Here is a 16,553-nt window from a genome sequence, read left to right as displayed (position 1 = left end):
GCATCATGTCGAACCACAATACCTTCTATAAGAAGCTCGTTGACTCGCATACGGTGACGCGTATCGACGATCAGAATGTGCTGCTCTACGTCGATCTGCATTTGATGAACGAGTACACGAGCCCGCAAGCGTTCAGCGGACTCACTGAAAAATCGAGGCCAGTACGTCATCCTAAGCAACAGCTCGCCGTAGTGAGCCACATCATTCCAACGCACGCGGAATCGCCGCGCGTGATTCGCGATGCCGCTTCATTGCTGCAAGCCGAAAACCTCGCGCGCAATTGCGACAAGGCGGGCATCCGGCTGTACGCGGCGAACGATCCGCTGCAGGGTATTGAACATATCATCGCGCCGGAACTGGGCTTGATCCGCCCCGGCATGGCGGTGCTCTGCGGCGATAGCCACACGACCACCTACGGTGCGCTGGGCGCGCTGGGGTTTGGTATCGGTACATCGGAGGTTGAGCACGTTCTCGCGACGCAGACGCTGGTGTATCGCGTGGCGCAGACCATGCGCATCACCATTGATGGCGCGTTGCCTTATGGCACGGCATCGAAGGACTTGATCATCTGGATCATCAGCCGTATTGGCGCTCAAGGGGCGCGCGGTTATGCGGTGGAATTCACGGGCACGACCATCGCGTCGCTCTCGGCGGAAGCGCGCATGACCTTGTGCAACATGACCGTGGAAGCGGGCGCGCGAGCGGCGTTGATCGCGCCGGATAAAACCACGTTCGACTATGTCCGTGCGCATGTCACATCGCTAGATGAAGCCGCATGGCAAGCCGCGCTCGCTGACTGGAGCGATTTGAAATCCGATGCCGATGCCACCTTCGACGCCGAATACTCCTTCGATGCCCGCGATATCGCGCCCTTCGTCACGTGGGGCACGAGCCCCGACCAGGCGATGCGCGTTGATGGCCTCGTACCCGATGCCAGCTCGCAAGCCACGCCCGCAGCCGCTGCCGCGTTGCGTCGCGCGCTCGACTACATCGGTCTTGAATCGAATCAGCCAATCGCCGGAACGCCGATTAACCGTGTGTTTATCGGCTCATGCACGAATGGGCGGATTGAGGATTTGCGCATCGTCGCGTCGATCGTGCGCGGGCGCAAAGTTGCTCAGGGCGTACGCGCGATGGTCGTGCCGGGTTCGGGCTCGGTGCGTCGGCAGGCAGAAGCGGAAGGCATCGCGGAGATTCTAAAAACAGCCGGCTTCGAATGGCGCGAGCCGGGATGCTCCATGTGTCTCGCGATGAACGACGACTTTCTCGAAGCGGGCGAGCGCTGTGCATCCACAACGAATCGCAACTTCGAAGGCCGGCAAGGACGCGGCGGCCGCACGCATCTGATGAGTCCCGCGATGGCCGCCGCCGCCGCGCTCACCGGCAAGATCACCGACGTCCGTTCGCTGGAGAATCACCATGACTAATTTGACCGTCATAGAAGGCAGCGCGGTGCCGTTGCCGATAGAGAACCTGGACACCGATCAGATCATGCCGAAGCAGTTCCTTCGCATCATCGATAAAGCGGGTTTGAGCAAAGGCTTGCTCTACGACCTGCGCTTCGATGAACACGGCGAACCGCTTAAAAATTGCGTGCTCAACCAGCCCGCTTATAACGGCGCGCGCATCCTGATCGGCGGTGCGAATTTCGGTTGTGGATCGAGCCGCGAACATGCTGTGTGGGGACTTCAGCAATACGGTTTTGACGCCGTGATTGCACCAAGCTTCGCCGAAATCTTCTACTCCAACGCGATGAACAATCGCTTGCTGCTGGTGCAACTCGAACGTGAAGCGGTGGATGTATTGCTGCGGGAATCGACGGATGATCCTGCGTCGAAGATCCTTATCGATCTGGAAGCACAAACCGTTCGCTCAACAACCAGCGCTCAGGTTTTCAAGTTCCCGCTGGGCGCGCGGCACAAGCGCATGGTGATCGAAGGCATGGACACGATCGACCTGACATTAACCTCTCTCGCCGAGATAGAAGCCTTTGAAAAGCGCCACTTCGAGCGCTATCCCTGGTCCGCTGTGATGTAGCCCGTGCGGCTTCGGCCGTACTCATCAAAGACACCGTAAACCCGACCGCCTTGGCGAAAACGCGTAAGCCAACGCGGCGGGGACACGCTTTGCCCAAAAAAGGAGGAGACATGAAACGCAAGCCGTTCTACCGCATTCTGTACGTGCAAGTGATCGCCGCAATCTTCGCGGGGGTCCTGCTCGGGCATTTCCTTCCAGGGGATGGCATCGCGATGAAACCCCTCGGCGATGCCTTCATCAAACTCGTTCGCATGATCATCAGCCCGGTGATTTTCTGCACGGTCGTGACGGGCATTGCGAGCATGCATGACATGCGCAAGGTCGGGCGCGTGGGCGGCAAGGCGCTGCTGTATTTCGAAATCGTCTCCACAGTAGCGCTCGCCATCGGTTTGTTAGCGGCGCATCTGCTTCAGCCGGGAAAGGGCTTCAACGTCGATCCCTCCACGCTCGATGCCAGCGCGGTATCCGGCTACGCCGCACAGGCGACTCATGGCGAAGGGCTCGCCGGCTTCTTCATGCACATCATCCCTGACACCTTCGTGGGCGCATTCACGCAGGGCGACATCCTGCCAGTGCTGCTGATCGCGATGCTATTCGGCTCTGCGCTTGCCGTCATGGGTGAACCGGCAAAGCCGGTGATCAGCTTGATCGAGGCGTTATCGAAGGCGTTCTTCAAGATCGTCCACGTGATTACGAGCCTTGCGCCAATCGGAGCGTTCGGTGCAATGGCATTCACCATCGGCAAGTACGGCATTGAATCCCTGCTGCCGATGATGAAGCTGATCGGCACGTTCTATCTCACCGCGTTTTTGTTCGTGATCTTCGGGCTGGGCATGGTGGCGAAGGCCTGCGGTTTCAGCATTTTTCGTTTCCTTGCGTTTATCAAGGACGAGTTGCTGATCGTGCTGGGCACGTCGACATCGGAAGCCGCATTGCCGCAGTTGATGGAGAAGCTTGAACGGCTCGGCTGCGCGCGCGGGATCGTGGGGTTGGTCGTGCCGACGGGTTATTCCTTCAACCTCGACGGCACCAACATCTACATGACGCTCGCTGTGCTGTTTCTCGCCCAGGCCACGAACACGCACATGACCGTGATGCAGGAGGTGACGCTGCTCGCCGTGACCATGCTGACGTCGAAAGGATCGACCGGCGTGACCGGCGCGGGATTCATCACGCTGGCTGCGAGTTTGTCAGTCGTGCCAACCGTACCCGTGACCGCAATGGTGCTGATCCTCGGCATCGACCGGTTCATGTCGGAATGCCGGGCGCTGACGAATATCGTGGGGAATGGGGTGGCGACGATCGTCGTGGCTTCGTGGGAGAAGGAACTGGATCGTGGGATGCTGCACGCTCAGCTTGGGATGCCGCGACGTGTGGGAGATGTGGAAGAGGAACGCTCGACGCTGATTGGCCGTTGGAAACAACGCAAGGCCGAGCGGTCTTCATAGAGCTAAAGCACTCGCGGTACGACGGTCGTATCGCGAGCCAAGACCAAATTACTTCCCAGCCGGTGCCGACGCCGGTTGGGCCGCGCCCGGATCGGAGTAGTTCGGCAAGCCTTGCGACTTGCTGCTTCCGCCCATGCCCGGCTTCGCCGGCGCAGCCGTCGCACTCGCACCAGCCGCGGGCGCTGCGGTGGCACCGCCTTCATCGCCGTAGTCCGGCAGCGCTGCGTTCGCCGCACCCGTCAACTGGTACTGCCGGCGCTGCGTGTAGGCATCGCGGACGAACGCATATTTATCCAGTGCAGCTTGCGACAGGATGTCCGTTGCGCCCAGCAAATCGGCCCGCGCGCTCACAAACCGCATGACGAACAACGACACGTCCGCTTCCGTACTCAGGTAAGTACCCGGACTGAGCGGATAACTCGCAATCCAGTTCGTTGCATCGCGCACCGAACTCGGGCCGAGCAACGGCAACACCAGATACGGTCCGGCTGGCACGCCGTAATGGCCCAGCGTCAGCCCGAAATCCTGATCGTGCTTCGGCAGCCCCGCAGGCGTCGCCCAGTCGATCAGGCCGCCAATACCGAACGTGGAGTTGATCGCGATGCGCATCAGGTCTTCGGTCGCGTCGGTGATCTTCAACTGCAGCAGGTTGTTCGCGAAGTTGCCAATGTCGCCGATGTTCGAAAAGAAGCTGCTGACCGCCGTGCGGAACGGCGCTGGCGTGACCTTTACGTAGCCGGTTGCAATCGGGCGGGCAACGTATTTGTCGGCAGCGTCGTTGAACTTGAAGATCTGGCGGTTCATCGGTTCCAGCGGATCGCCCGGCTTGGCGTCGGGGCCCGTGGCGCAACCGGACAGGGCGAAAGCAGCGGCGAGCAGCACGCCGCCAGAGAGCGCTCGCAGGGTGCGGGCGGCATCGGGCGTTTTTGCCATCCTCATGGGTCGGTTTCCTTGGGTCGTGCGTAAGTAGTTAATGCGTTTAAAGGGACGGTCTAAACGGTGTCAGCCACTTCGGTTTTGGCCACTTTCCGCCGCACCCGGGGTTTTCCCATTAGAACCGGCTGAAATACCACTGCGCCAATTAACGTCGTAAAAAGCGCCAGAACGAGGAGCCTGCCCATGCTCGATGTGCCCGGATGATGCGAAAACCACAAGCTGCCAAACGCCGTTGCCGTGGTCGCGGCGCTGAACATCACGGCGTGCGTGAGGCTGGATTGCAGCAGGCCGGTTTGTCCCGAGCGCCACGCCATGACGAAGTAGATCTTGAACGCCACCCCAATGCCCAGCATCAACGGCAATGCAATGATGTTCGCGAAGTTCAGCGGCATGTCGAACACCACGCATAACTCCAGCGTGACGACGGCGGAAACCAGCAAAGGTATCAAAGTTCTCAAAACGTCGCCGATACGGCGCAAAGTCAGCCACAGCAGGATCGCGATGGCGATCAGCGACCACGCCGCCGCCTGCTCGAACGCCTTGATGATCGTATTGGCCGAATGCAGCACCGAGATTGGGCCGCCGATCGCATTCGGCTCGATTTTCTGCACGGCATTCGCGAAGCGGGCAAGCAGTTTGTCGTCGTCACGGTTCTTGCCGGCCAGCGCTTTAGGCGACGCTTCCACGAGCGCTTGACCGTCGGCGGCGAGCCAGCCTTCGGTCATCGATTTAGGCAGCGACGCCAGCGTGATCGGCGACGGTTGTAGCAGCGCGCGCATCTGACCCAGCGCGATGCGCAGCGGGTCGGACATCGCGTGCTCCGCACGGTCGCGGGTGGCGGCATCGGCTGCGGCGAGCTTTTTCAGCGTCGCCGCGAGGTGACGCGCTTCACTGTCACCGGGGCCGGGATGTTCATCGGCGGCGAGTTCCAGCGAGGTTGACAGCCGCTTGAGCGTGGCGACGCGCACGGCGTCGTTGGCGGGCGTGGCGACACGCTGATCCAGCGAAGGCAGCAGTACCGACGCCGCGGCGGCAATCAAATCGAGCTTTTGCGGTTGATCGGCGGGAATGAGCGTCGACAAAGTTGTTGCGCGTTCCACTTCCGGCAGCTTTTCGAGCTTCGCCGCGATCTTGTCCGCTTCCTCAAGCGAAGGCGCGAGCACCTTCACGTCGTTCACGGCCGCTTCGGGCGCATCTTTCAGCGAGAGCAGCGTGGCCATCGACTCCGTTTTCGGGTCCTTCAGGTTCAGCGGATTGAAGTCGAAACGCAGATGCAGCAGCAACGGCAGCGCGCAGATCACGACCAACAGCGTGCCGATCAACACCGGCTTGCGATTGCGCGCGAGGTAATCGTCTACCGGCGCGAGCTTCGGGAAGCCCGGCGAGCCTGCTTCACCCGGCGGCGCGAACACCTTGATCAGCGCCGGAAACAAGGTCATGTTGGTGACATACGCGACCAGCATGCCGACGCCCGCAATCTGCCCGAGTTCGGACACGCCGCGATACGCGGTAGGCAAGAACGAGAAGAAACTGGCGGCCGTCGCGGCGGCGGCGAGCGTCAGCGGAATGCCAACGTGGCGCGCCGTATTCACCAGCGCGACGTCCAGCCGGTCGTCCTTGAAGCGTTCCTCGCGATACCGCACGCCGAACTGAATGCCGAAATCCACGCCGAGCCCGACGAACAGCACCATGAACGCGATCGAAATCAGGTTCAGCGCGTGGACCATGAGCAGGCCGAGCGCGGCGGTGATTGCCAGTCCGACGAAGAGCGTGACGAACACCGCGATGATCATCTTCCCCGAGCGCAGCGCGAGCCAGAGGATCACCAGCACGACAATGAACGTCAGGATGCCGTTGAGCACGGCGCCGTCTTTCAGCGACGCGAATTCTTCGTCGGAGAGCGGCTGTTCGCCGGTCAGCCGCACGACGGCCCCATATTTCTCCGATAACTTCAGCTCATTGGCCGTCGCCCGAATCGCGTTCGATCCGCTCGCGCCGGGTTCCAGCGCGTTGTAGTCCACCACCGGCTGCACGGTCACAAACGCACGCGCGGGATGCGTGGCCGAGGTATCGACCAGATTGCGCCACGAGAACACGGCGGGTTGATTGGTGAGGACTTTATCTAGCACGTCCGCGCTCTGGCCCAGCAGCTTCGACATTTGCCCGAGCGTCACTTGCCCAAGTTGCAGTGGCAGGTTGAGGCTGGTGTTGAGCGTGCCGGCAAGGCCGGTGAGCGTGGGGTCATGCGCCAGCGCGTTAATCAGCGGACGCGCTTTCACGAGTTGCTGGGTGGTGTCGGAGACTTTATCGGTGGAAAGGTACAGCAGGCCGTTGTGCTCGAAGAAGTCGCCGCCCGAGGGCTGCGACACCGCCGTGAAGTGCTGCGTGTTCTTGGCCAGTGCGGCGGCGAGCTCGTCGGCGGCGGCATCGGCGAATTCGGGCGCTTGCGCCTGAACTACCACGAGCACCGTCGATCCCCGTTGCGGAAAGGCTTCGTCAATCGCGTGGCTGCGCGCGGCCCATTCGGGTTCCGTCTCGATCAACTGGCTGATATCGGTGCTGATCTTGAAGTGATGCACCACGTAATAGCCGCTCAGCACGGCGATCAGCAGCGACAAAACGATGATCCAGCCGGGTCGGCGAATCGATAACGTGACGAGACGGGCAATGAGAGGCGTGAGCATGAAGACGAATGCCTCGGAGGGCGTGTTCTTAAGTTTTGCTGATTGGACAGGAGTGCCATGAGGCGCCGCGTGAGTATACCGGGCGCGAGGAGGTGCTGGCAGAAGGGGCGCTCGCTAAGCGGTGCAGGCTGGGCGCGCCGGGCGGACAAAAACTCTTCGATCGGTCCTTTAATATGCCGACCGCGGTCTGTCGGGCGCCGAGATCAGTGCACACTTAATGACAAATTGTACTAACATTGTGCAACCGCTTAGTTCGATTTCGGACTAACATTGTCATTACGGTGAAGCGATGAAAACAACGATTCGCAGGATGGGTAACTCGCAAGGCGTGTTGATTCCGAAACCCATCCTGGCCCAACTTGGGCTGGAGGACGAAGTGGAGATGGAAGTGGAAAACGACGCAATTGTTTTAAGAAAACCGCAGAAGAAGGCCCGCCAAGGCTGGTCTGACGCAAGCAAGGCCATCGCACAAGCTGGCGACGACGAACTCGTATTGGGGGAGTTTCCGAACGCCGATGATGCGGAGCTTTCGTGGTAGTGCGCGGAGAGGTCTGGCTCATTAAAATGGATGAGCTGGACCCCACCGTAGGCAGCGAGATTCAGAAAACCCGGCCGTGCGTGGTGATATCGCCGCCTGAGTTGCACGACCATTTGCGCACCGTGATTGTCGCGCCCATGACAACCAAAAGCCGGCCGGCACCGTACCGTGTGTCCGTGGTATTCAGTCAGAAGAAAGGACTGATCCTGCTCGATCAGATCCGTACCATCGACAAAATCCGTCTGGTCAAAAAGCTCGGCGCCGTGCCGGCCAATACGTTGTCGGTCGCATTGCGGACCTTGCAGGAAGTCTTCGCGGTCTAGCTCTAACCAACCCCTACGTCTCGCTCCAAAGCCTCAACAGATTGTGATAACAGCCCACGAGCGTTCGCCTCGCGGCGTCGTCGGCGTTTTGTGCGTTGAGCCTTTGAATGGCGTTGTCCATATCGAATAGCAGGCTGCGGCGGGTATCGTCGCGAACCAGGCTCTGCGCCCAGAAGAAACTCGCGACGCGCATTCCACGCGTCACCGGCCGCACCTCATGCAAGCTGGTCGCCGGATAAACAATCGCATGCCCCGCCGGCAGCTTCACTTCCTGCACGCCGTACGTGTCCTCGATCACCAGCTCGCCGCCGTCGTAGTCCTCCGGCGGCGTGAGGAACAGCGTGATCGATACATCGGTTCGTACCCGCGTGCCATGTCCCGGCACAAGCCGGATGGCGCCATCCACATGACTGCCGAAATGCATCCCGCCTTCGTACCGGTTGAAAAGCGGCGGATAAACGCGGTTGGGGAGCACCGAACTGATGAACAACGGATGCCGTTCGAGCGCGCCAATAATGATGTCGCCGAGTTCGAACGCAATTGGCGCTTCCTGCGCGATCTGCTGGTTGCGCTTTACCGGCGCGCCCTGATAGCCGGCCGTCGCGCGGCCGTCCACCCATGCATCCGATGCATCGAGCCGCTGGCGCATGGCGGCGGCGTCCTCTGGGCTGAGGACGTTGGGTATCGAAAGGATCATGTTTTTTTGGGGTCCAGCGGCCGCGCGACGTGTATCGCGCGGCTCGCGTGTCCTGCAGTCGATCAATAGAACCGGTAGTTTAGCGTCGCGAGGAACGTCCGGCCGTAACCCGGCACCGCGCGGCCGCCATCCGATGGAATCAGCGCGTCGTAGTAGTGCTTGTTGGTCAGATTCTGCACGTTGAACTGGACGTCGTAGTGTTTCTGGTGATACGCGGCCATTGCGTCCCAGCGCGTGTACGCAGGCACTTCCACGAAGTTGTTGCTGGCCGCATATCGCGACGATGTGTACACCGGGCCGCCACCGAAGGTCCATTGGGGCGTGACGTCATACGTCGTCCACAACGTGATCATGTTGCGCGGCGTGTTCGCCAGCGTCTTGCCATTCGTGTTGTCCAGCGCCTTCACCACTTGGCCGTCCATGTACGTATAGCCGCCAAAGACCTGCCACTTGTTGGTGATGTGGCCAGCCAGCCCGAGTTGATAACCTCGCACGCGCACGTCGCCGTCGAGCGTGTAGCTGCCGTCGGCCTGGAGCGTGCGGGCATTGGTTTTATCGATATTGAACAGCGACTGCGTCACCGACAACCCGCCGTTCAGCAAATCCCATTTCGTTCCCACTTCATACGAACGGTTCGATTCCGGCGGCGTGTTCTGCTGGTTGTTCGTCAGCGTCAGCGCTTCCAGCGATGGGTTGAAGGACGTGCCGTATGAAACGTAGTACGACTGCCAGTCGGTCGGCTGGAAAATGATCCCGCCGCGCACACTGGTGAAGTAGTTCGTCTGCGTGGCGTACGAAGGCAGGTTGAGGGTGTTCTTGATCGACGCCTCGTAGCGGTCCCAGCGCAAGCCGCCCACCACCTTCCAGTACTGGCCGACCGACACCGTATCGTTGGCATAAACGCCGACCCCGTTCGCGCTCGATTCCGCGAGGTTGGTCGCCACTTCTTGCGTGTTGGCCGGTCGCGTGGTGTATTGCGGATTGAGCAGAGGAACGATTGCGATGGTGTTCGACGGCAGGCCCGGCGTCGTCGCGGTGAACGACTGGTTGCTGTAGGTCTCGTGGCTCAAGTCAATGCCCGCTATCACCTCATGCTTGAGGAAACCGGTGTTGAATTTGTAATCGATATCCGTCGTGTTGTAGACCGAATGATCGTTGATGTTCCGGTCTTTGCCCTGCAACTTCACATACAACGACGACAACGGCAACGACGTGTAATTGCCGTTGGTCAGCGCCGTCGATGTTCCCAGTGGCCCGGTCAGGACAGCCGCCGCATTGGTCGCGGTCGCTTCGGTGCCGTAGTGACTGAACTGGGTCTCGTTGCGCAGCGTGAGGTTGTCGTCGAAACGATGCTGGATGCGCGCCGAGAGCGTCTGCACGTCCTGGATCGTCCGGTCGCCTTCGAAGCCGTAGAACTGGCCCTTGCTGACCGGGACCGGCGCGCCGTTCACCGGAGGAATGCCATAGTCCGGCTGGTCGCGGTTGTGCTGGATCAACGCTGACAATGTGACTTCCGTCGGCGTGCCAATACCGAAGCGCACCGTCGGCGCGAAGCCATAGTCCTTGCTCTTCATCACGTCGCGGGTCGAGCCGAGGTCTTGCCCGAACGCGTTGAGCCGCACGGCGGACGTGTCGGAGAGCGGCTGGTTGATGTCTACCGTGGTGCGGTAGCGGTCGCTCGTGCCGACCATCGCGGACACCGATGCATGCGCTTTCAATTCCGCCTGCTTGCTCACCTGGTTGATCACGCCGCCCGTGGAGCCGCGCCCGAAATAGAGCGAGGACGGGCCATACAGCACGTCGATGGATTCAAGGTCGAACGTGTCCCGATAGTACTGGCCGCGATCGCGAAAGCCATCGAGATAAATGTCGGTGCGCGCCGAGAACCCGCGCAAGTTGATGTTGTTGCCGATTTGTCCGCCTTCCGCTGCGCCAATGGTGACGCCGGGGACGTTGCGAAGGGCATCGGAGAATGAGGTTGCTGCCTGGGACTGCAGCACGGCTTTCGGGACCACCACAGCCGCCTGGGGGATATCGCGTAACGCGGTTGGGACCTTGGCGCCTACGCTCGACTTTTCGGGCTGGAAGTCGGGCGTGGTAATGGCCTGACCGGAGACATGGACGGCCGGCAGCGCGGCGTTTTCAACAGGGGGTGCGGCTTGTGCGGATTGTTCCGCCTGGGCGGTTTGATCGGTCTTGCTGACCGGCGCGGCCTGCGCGTGAGCATAAAGCGGAATGGCAGCAGGAGCCGCCAGCGCGGTCATGATCGCCGCGGCAAGCGGTGTCTTCCTCAACATGTGTTTCCCCGAGTACTGGATGGTCGAAAAGCCGGCGCCGTTGCGCCATGCCGGTCAGTTGTTTCCGCGATGCCCGCGGCGGCGTGAGTGGTCGGCAACAGGCGCGGCCGGAGCGTCAGTTCGTGTCAGTTCGTCTTTGCGAACGGGATGCGCCGTTTGCCTGATATTTCGGAAATGCGAATCAATATCATTACACAAGTAACAATTGTTTTCAATACGGCTTCGGGAACTATTCGGATAGCTGACGAACGAAGGCCCCGCGATTTACACGAGGCGGTTTTATCGGGGAGATAAAACGCGCCACGGAGGGCGGGGCTTTATGGGGCGTGGATGAGAGGGGTTAATCCGGAACCGGGAGGGGGAGAAGTCGTGCCGCAGAGCGCGGTCAACTGTAACCATCTTACAAAAACGCAGCTTTCATTCAGGTGAGCTAGGGGTGTCCTCAAACGCCCTGAGCGCCGCCGCCACGTCGCGCTGCAATTGCCCGAGGGCGGCGACTTTCGGATTGGGAGGTTGCAAACCTTGCCAAAGAAGCAGGGACAATCGCTTCGACGTCTCTTCAATATCCACCGTTTTCTTGCTGATCGCGTCCCAGAGCACGTGTTCCATCGGTCCATAGATGCTGGAGCGCAGCAGGCTTAAGGGGAGGTCGTCGCGGATATCGCCGGCGGTCACGCCATCGGACAGAACCTGCATCAGCGGCGCGGTATAGCGCCGCTGGAGTTGCACGATTTCGTCGCCGAAGGTGTCGTCTTTCGCGCGCCCTTCGGACAAGATCAGCGCGCACAGCCCCGGCCCATCGATCATCAGCCGGTACAAGTGCGTGCGGATCAGGAAAAACAGTTTGGCGCGCGTCCCCGTGATGTGCGGCAGCGTGGCTTCAATCTCCGCGATGATCTCGTCGTACCAGTCGCAGATCACCCGCACGCACAGGTCGCGCTTGCCGGAGAAATACGTGAACACCGTCGCCTCCGATACCCCAAGCCGACGCGCCATATCGATTGTCGTCGCCGATGCATATCCGCGCTCCGAGAACACTTGCCGCGCCACGAGCAGGATGTCCTTGATGCGTTGTTCGGACTTGACGCTCGACGGTGCGCGGCGTGCGGGAAGGGTTTTGGGCTGGCTCATATAGGCGATGAAAGTCGCTCGTCAGGGGTATTATTTTGAGTCTAGCTCAATTGAAGTTGTAGGGGAATTCAAGCAATATTGTGAGCTTTGTTAAGGTTTAACTGGCTTGACGTTGTTATGTAATTGAGTTTTACTCAAATGCATTAAGGCGCACTCACCCGGTCACGTTGAGAATCATGGAATCCAATCCGAATAATCCGCGCGGTCAGCATCGTTATCGCTCCGTCTTCCGTCCCGGCCTGTTCGCCGGCAAGGTTGTCATGGTGACGGGCGGAGGCAGCGGGCTTGGCCGATGCACCGCGCACGAACTCGTGTCGCTCGGCGCCTCGGTGATCCTGATCGGACGGTCGCTGGAGAAGCTGGAAACCGTGCGCGACGAGCTGGCTGAGGATTACCCGGAGAGCGTCGAACGCGTGGGCTGCTATTCCTGCGACATCCGCGACGAGGCGAGCGTCAAACAAGTCGTTGCTGCGACGCTCGCCGACTTCAACCGGCTCGATGGCCTCTTCAATTGCGCGGGCGGCCAGTTCCCCGCGCCGCTCGACAAGATTTCCCTGAATGGCTGGGACGCCGTTGTGCGAAATAACTTGCACGGCACTTTCCTGATGTCGCGTGAATGCTTTACGCAATGGATGCGCGATCACGGCGGCGCGATCGTCAACATGCTCGCGGACATCTGGGGCGGTATGCCCGGCATGGGCCATTCGGGCGCCGCGCGCGCTGGCGTCTGGAACTTCACCGAAACGGCCGCGTGCGAATGGGGTTACGCCGGCGTGCGGGTCAATGCCGTGGCGCCGGGATGGATTGCATCGGCGGGTATGGATAGTTACGACGAACGTTATCGTGCGTTGCTGCGCGAGCTCAGGCACAAGGTGCCGTTGCAGCGCTTTGGGACCGAATCCGAACTGTCCGCGGCGGCGGTGTTCTTGTTGTCGGAGGCATCGGCTTTTATCAACGGGACGGTGATTCGCGTTGATGGCGGCGTGCCGAACGCACGGCATTCGTGGCCCTTGGCGGCCGCTGCGCGTGCGCTGGAATTCAACGGGTTTTCGCGTTATCAGCCGCCTGTCGGGTTGCAGGATTTGGTCGACGCCGAGGACGCCAAGCATTCAACCGATTTAATCGATAAAGCCGCGCCAACCAGTGCCGGCGAGTGAGACTCAACTAAGGAGAAGCGATGCTTCCCGCAGCCGATTCATATGAAACCCTCGCCGCGGCTTTCGAGTGGAAGGTGCCCGCGCACTACAACATTGGCGTGGACACCTGCGATAAATGGGCCGACGGTTCCGGCTGCCTCGCGCTCATCTACGAGACCCGCGAAGGCTCGGAAACGCGTTTTACCTTCGATGACCTCAAGGCGCTCTCCAACCAGTTTGCCAACGCGCTTGCCCGCGCGGGGCTGACGCGCGGCGACCGCGTCGGGATCTTCCTGCCGCAGTCGCCGGAGACGGCCATTGCGCATCTGGCCATCTACAAGGCGGGTTATATCGCGGTGCCGCTGTTTGCGCTGTTCGGCGTCGATGCCATCCAGTACCGGCTCGCCGATAGCGGCGCGGTGGCGCTGATCACCGACCACGCCGGTTTCGAAAAGCTGGAGCAGGTTCGCGACACGCTGCCGTACCTGAAAGCGGCCTATACCGTTGATACCGCCGATACCACCACGCGCAAGAACGCTCATTCCTTCTGGGATTCGTTGCGTGCGGAAACGGACGTCTTCACCCCTGCCGATACCTCCTGCGACGACCCCGCCGCGATCATCTACACCTCCGGCACGACGGGAAAGCCCAAAGGCGCGTTGCTTGCGCATCGGGCGTTGCTGGGGCATTTACCGGGCGTCGAGATGTCGCAGGGACTTTTCCCGTTGCACGCCAGGCTGATGTGGACGCCCGCCGACTGGGCGTGGATTGGCGGTTTGTTCGATGTCTTGCTGCCTGCGTGGCATCACGGCGTCGCGGTGCTCGCGCGGCGCTTTGAAAAGTTCGATGGCCCCGCCGCCTTCGACCTGATGGCGCGTCACGGCGTCACCCATACGTTCCTGCCGCCGACCGCGCTCAAGATGATGCGCTCGGTGGCGCGCCCCGAGCAGTGGCGGTTGTCGTTGCGCGCGGTGGCGAGCGGCGGGGAATCGCTGGGCGAGGAGTTGATCGCCTGGGGCCGGACGGCGCTTGGCGTGACCATCAACGAGTTCTACGGGCAGACTGAGTGCAACGTGGTGGTGTCGTCGTGCGCGGCGTTGTTCGAGCCGCGACCGGGGGCGATCGGGCGCAGCGTGCCGGGACATCGCGTGGCAATCGTCGACGATGAGGGCACAAAACTTCCGCCCGGCACGCCGGGAAATATCGCGATTGCCGCGCCCGACCCGGTCATGTTCCTGCGCTACTGGAACAACGAAGCGGCCACGCGCGATAAATTTCGCGGCCAGTTCCTGCTGACCGGCGACCTCGGTTTATGCGACGCCGACGGTTTTATCCGCTTCGTCGGCCGCAACGACGACGTGATTACCAGCGCGGGTTATCGGATCGGACCTGCGCCTATTGAAGACTGTTTGCTGCGCCATCCCGCCGTGAGCATGGCGGCGGTGGTGGGCGCACCGGACGCGGCGCGTACGGAGATCGTGATGGCGTTCATCGTGCTGAATGCGGGGTTTGTCCCGGACGAAACGCTTGTCCGCGAGCTTCAGCAGCACGTCAGGACGCGGCTGGCCGCGCATGAATATCCGCGCGAGATCAGGTTTGTCGATGCATTGCCGATGACGCCGACCGGCAAGGTGATGCGCAAGGAATTACGGGCAGGGTTACCGGATCTGAGCAATTCAAATTCGACCAAACCATGAGGATTCGCCGATGACCTCAGCCACGGCCTCGCCCAGACGCCAACCTCCTGCGGCCCTCGACGCCACCGATCGCAAGCTGCTGGCCCTGCTCGCCGAAGACGCTACGCGGACCTACGCCGAGCTTGGCCGTTTGCTGCATTTGTCCGCGCCCGCCGTGCACGAACGGGCGAAGCGCCTGAAGCAAGATGGCGTCGTCAAGGCGACCGTGGCGACGCTGGATGGCGCAAGCGTTGGCCGGCCGCTGTTGGCGTTTGTTCACGTCGATACCTCCAGTTGGGCCGTCACGCGCCAGCTTCTGCAACTGACGGAGTTTCCGGACGTCGAAGAGATCCATACGGTGACCGGCGAAAGCGCGATGCTGCTGAAAGTGCGAACCCGCGACACGCAGACGCTCGAACATCTGCTTGAGCGCATTCATTCGATAGAGGGGTTCACCGGCACGCGCAGTTATATCGCGTTGACTACCTATCTGGAGCGCGGGCCGAGTCCGCAGGTTTGAGGGTGTCAACGTGACTGAGTCTCGGCTCCGACACGGGTGAAGGAGAAAACCTTTCGAGTGTTGTTGATCGGCAAGGACAAATCGACTCACCACGACCCATTTCGTCGCAGCATTGATCACCACGATTGACGCCATGCCGATGCGCCGCCACGAAGTGCCCTAACAAGCCGCTACGGGTAAGGGGTAGAAGAGCCAATAATCGGAGGTTTTTCGTTTCCGCCGACTCCTACGTCAGCCTTGATCCAACAATCCTCCGAACCTACTGAACTGTCACGGCAGACGCGGGTCGATATACTTACTGCGTTTTCCCGCTAACGGGCGCGTCGGGCTGAACGCCGCCCTCCCTTACTCGATAACGGTCGTATGAAACGCTATTTGCCTGTCCGTGTTGTTCTGTTCGCCCTGGCTTTCTCAGCGGCGCTGTTTTCCAGCACGTCGTTTGCGCAGACGAGCCCCGATGCTGTTGTTAAAGGCGCGGTGGAAGGCACTGTCAATGCAATGAAGGCTGATCCTGCCGCGCGTGGCGGCGACATGGCCAAGATCACGCAATTGGTGCAGTCGCGTTTCGTGCCGGCAACCGATTTCCAGCGCACCACGCGAATTGCCGTTGGTAAGGCGTGGAGCACGGCGACGCCCGAGCAGCAGAAGGCGCTCTACGAGCAATTCCAGACGCTGCTGGTGCGCACCTACTCGTCGTCGCTGTCGCAATTACGCGATGACGACGTCAAGTTCAAATTCGACACCCCAACGCTCGACGCCGCTGGAAAAGACGCTGTCGTCCAGTCGCACGTGTACTCGACCGGCGGCGACAACCCGGTGCGTTATCGATTGGAAAAGACGCCGGACGGCTGGAAGATCTACGACATCGACATGATGGGCGCGTGGCTGATCCAGGTGTATCAGACGCAGTTCGCGGGTCAGTTGTCGAAGGGCGGCGTAGACGGTCTGATCAAGTTCCTGACCGCACACAACGAGCGGACGGCGGAGTGAGGAAGAGGTAGAGCCTCGACCCGGATTCGCCCATGAGGCGTGGGTGAGCGAGCCCGAGATATCTCGCAGTAGCAGCATGACCAATTGGCGCAACTGGCGACAAAGCCGGGTGCGCCTTTTTTTGCGCGGCCGTCTGTAGC

The 16,553-nt window shown here is 60.8% G+C and carries 14 protein-coding genes; 9 read left to right on the top strand and 5 right to left on the bottom strand.

Features of this window, described 5'->3' with window-relative positions:
• Nucleotides 1-5: 5 nt before the first annotated feature.
• From leuC to SBC1_RS34655, 3 genes are all read left to right on the top strand, one after another.
• Complete coding sequence (gene leuC / locus SBC1_RS34665; protein ID WP_165104792.1) at nucleotides 6-1,427, top strand: 3-isopropylmalate dehydratase large subunit; 1,422 nt, start codon at nucleotides 6-8, stop codon at nucleotides 1,425-1,427.
• Entirely contained in the window at nucleotides 1,420-2,037 is a 618-nt protein-coding gene (leuD, locus tag SBC1_RS34660) for a 3-isopropylmalate dehydratase small subunit (RefSeq protein ID WP_165104791.1), read from the top strand. Before leuC ends, leuD begins: the two co-directional genes overlap by 8 nt.
• 110 nt (nucleotides 2,038-2,147) lie before the next feature.
• The gene (locus SBC1_RS34655) at nucleotides 2,148-3,485 is read left to right on the top strand and encodes a dicarboxylate/amino acid:cation symporter (protein ID WP_165104790.1); all 1,338 of its coding nucleotides are present in this window, start codon (nucleotides 2,148-2,150) and stop codon (nucleotides 3,483-3,485) included.
• Nucleotides 3,486-3,533: 48 nt separating this feature from the next.
• On the opposite strand, the gene SBC1_RS34650 is transcribed toward SBC1_RS34655, so the two are convergent.
• The gene (locus SBC1_RS34650; RefSeq protein WP_165104969.1) at nucleotides 3,534-4,418 is read right to left on the bottom strand and encodes a VacJ family lipoprotein; all 885 of its coding nucleotides are present in this window, start codon (nucleotides 4,416-4,418) and stop codon (nucleotides 3,534-3,536) included.
• Between the two features lie 59 nt (nucleotides 4,419-4,477).
• Nucleotides 4,478-7,105 carry an MMPL family transporter gene (locus tag SBC1_RS34645; protein ID WP_165104789.1) on the bottom strand — a complete coding sequence of 876 codons (2,628 nt, stop codon included), beginning with the start codon at nucleotides 7,103-7,105 and terminating at the stop codon, nucleotides 4,478-4,480.
• Nucleotides 7,106-7,394: 289 nt separating this feature from the next.
• On the opposite strand from SBC1_RS34645, the gene SBC1_RS34640 reads away from it, so the two are divergent.
• Nucleotides 7,395-7,643, top strand: coding sequence for an AbrB/MazE/SpoVT family DNA-binding domain-containing protein (locus SBC1_RS34640; RefSeq protein ID WP_031361939.1), 249 nt, complete (start codon nucleotides 7,395-7,397; stop codon nucleotides 7,641-7,643).
• Nucleotides 7,637-7,966, top strand: coding sequence for a type II toxin-antitoxin system PemK/MazF family toxin (locus SBC1_RS34635; RefSeq protein ID WP_165104788.1), 330 nt, complete (start codon nucleotides 7,637-7,639; stop codon nucleotides 7,964-7,966). The genes SBC1_RS34640 and SBC1_RS34635 overlap by 7 nt, the downstream gene beginning before the upstream one ends.
• A gap of 13 nt (nucleotides 7,967-7,979) precedes the next feature.
• Here the strand turns inward: SBC1_RS34635 and SBC1_RS34630 are convergent, their stop codons facing one another.
• The 3 genes from SBC1_RS34630 to SBC1_RS34620 all read right to left on the bottom strand — a co-directional run bounded on the left by SBC1_RS34630 (nucleotide 7,980) and on the right by SBC1_RS34620 (nucleotide 12,091).
• Nucleotides 7,980-8,663 (bottom strand): Fe2+-dependent dioxygenase, encoded by a 684-nt coding sequence (locus SBC1_RS34630; RefSeq protein WP_165104787.1) that lies wholly within the window; start codon nucleotides 8,661-8,663, stop codon nucleotides 7,980-7,982.
• 62 nt (nucleotides 8,664-8,725) lie between these two features.
• Nucleotides 8,726-10,960 (bottom strand): TonB-dependent siderophore receptor, encoded by a 2,235-nt coding sequence (locus SBC1_RS34625; RefSeq protein ID WP_165104786.1) that lies wholly within the window; start codon nucleotides 10,958-10,960, stop codon nucleotides 8,726-8,728.
• A gap of 417 nt (nucleotides 10,961-11,377) precedes the next feature.
• A complete protein-coding gene (locus SBC1_RS34620; protein WP_165104785.1) occupies nucleotides 11,378-12,091 on the bottom strand; it encodes a TetR/AcrR family transcriptional regulator in 714 nt (237 codons plus the stop codon).
• Between the two features lie 176 nt (nucleotides 12,092-12,267).
• Here SBC1_RS34620 and SBC1_RS34615 point away from each other — a divergent pair, with 176 nt between their 5' ends.
• From SBC1_RS34615 to SBC1_RS34600, 4 genes are all read left to right on the top strand, one after another.
• Nucleotides 12,268-13,248 carry an SDR family oxidoreductase gene (locus tag SBC1_RS34615; RefSeq protein ID WP_165104784.1) on the top strand — a complete coding sequence of 327 codons (981 nt, stop codon included), beginning with the start codon at nucleotides 12,268-12,270 and terminating at the stop codon, nucleotides 13,246-13,248.
• A 20-nt stretch (nucleotides 13,249-13,268) separates the two neighbouring features.
• Nucleotides 13,269-14,924, top strand: coding sequence for an acyl-CoA synthetase (locus SBC1_RS34610; protein ID WP_165104783.1), 1,656 nt, complete (start codon nucleotides 13,269-13,271; stop codon nucleotides 14,922-14,924).
• Between the two features lie 10 nt (nucleotides 14,925-14,934).
• Entirely contained in the window at nucleotides 14,935-15,423 is a 489-nt protein-coding gene (locus tag SBC1_RS34605; protein ID WP_165104782.1) for an Lrp/AsnC family transcriptional regulator, read from the top strand.
• 363 nt (nucleotides 15,424-15,786) lie between these two features.
• Nucleotides 15,787-16,413, top strand: a complete 627-nt coding sequence (locus SBC1_RS34600) for a phospholipid-binding protein MlaC (RefSeq protein WP_165104781.1) — start codon at nucleotides 15,787-15,789, stop codon at nucleotides 16,411-16,413.
• Nucleotides 16,414-16,553 lie beyond the last annotated feature (140 nt).

This window comes from Caballeronia sp. SBC1 (assembly GCF_011493005.1).
Lineage (GTDB): Bacteria > Pseudomonadota > Gammaproteobacteria > Burkholderiales > Burkholderiaceae > Caballeronia.
The sequence above is the reverse complement of the archived record's forward strand: the minus strand, read 5'-3'. Positions and strand labels throughout refer to the sequence as shown.

Bases quoted from the DNA above. Each gene is read 5' to 3' on its own strand.
- leuC (WP_165104792.1), top strand. From the start codon at position 6: ATGTCGAACCACAATACCTTCTATAAGAAGCTCGTTGACTCGCATACG.
- leuD (WP_165104791.1), top strand. From the start codon at position 1,420: ATGACTAATTTGACCGTCATAGAAGGCAGCGCGGTGCCGTTGCCGATA.
- SBC1_RS34655 (WP_165104790.1), top strand. From the start codon at position 2,148: ATGAAACGCAAGCCGTTCTACCGCATTCTGTACGTGCAAGTGATCGCC.
- SBC1_RS34650 (WP_165104969.1), bottom strand. From the start codon at position 4,418: ATGGCAAAAACGCCCGATGCCGCCCGCACCCTGCGAGCGCTCTCTGGC.
- SBC1_RS34645 (WP_165104789.1), bottom strand. From the start codon at position 7,105: ATGCTCACGCCTCTCATTGCCCGTCTCGTCACGTTATCGATTCGCCGA.
- SBC1_RS34640 (WP_031361939.1), top strand. From the start codon at position 7,395: ATGAAAACAACGATTCGCAGGATGGGTAACTCGCAAGGCGTGTTGATT.
- SBC1_RS34630 (WP_165104787.1), bottom strand. From the start codon at position 8,663: ATGATCCTTTCGATACCCAACGTCCTCAGCCCAGAGGACGCCGCCGCC.
- SBC1_RS34625 (WP_165104786.1), bottom strand. From the start codon at position 10,960: ATGTTGAGGAAGACACCGCTTGCCGCGGCGATCATGACCGCGCTGGCG.
- SBC1_RS34620 (WP_165104785.1), bottom strand. From the start codon at position 12,091: ATGAGCCAGCCCAAAACCCTTCCCGCACGCCGCGCACCGTCGAGCGTC.
- SBC1_RS34615 (WP_165104784.1), top strand. From the start codon at position 12,268: ATGGAATCCAATCCGAATAATCCGCGCGGTCAGCATCGTTATCGCTCC.
- SBC1_RS34610 (WP_165104783.1), top strand. From the start codon at position 13,269: ATGCTTCCCGCAGCCGATTCATATGAAACCCTCGCCGCGGCTTTCGAG.
- SBC1_RS34605 (WP_165104782.1), top strand. From the start codon at position 14,935: ATGACCTCAGCCACGGCCTCGCCCAGACGCCAACCTCCTGCGGCCCTC.
- SBC1_RS34600 (WP_165104781.1), top strand. From the start codon at position 15,787: ATGAAACGCTATTTGCCTGTCCGTGTTGTTCTGTTCGCCCTGGCTTTC.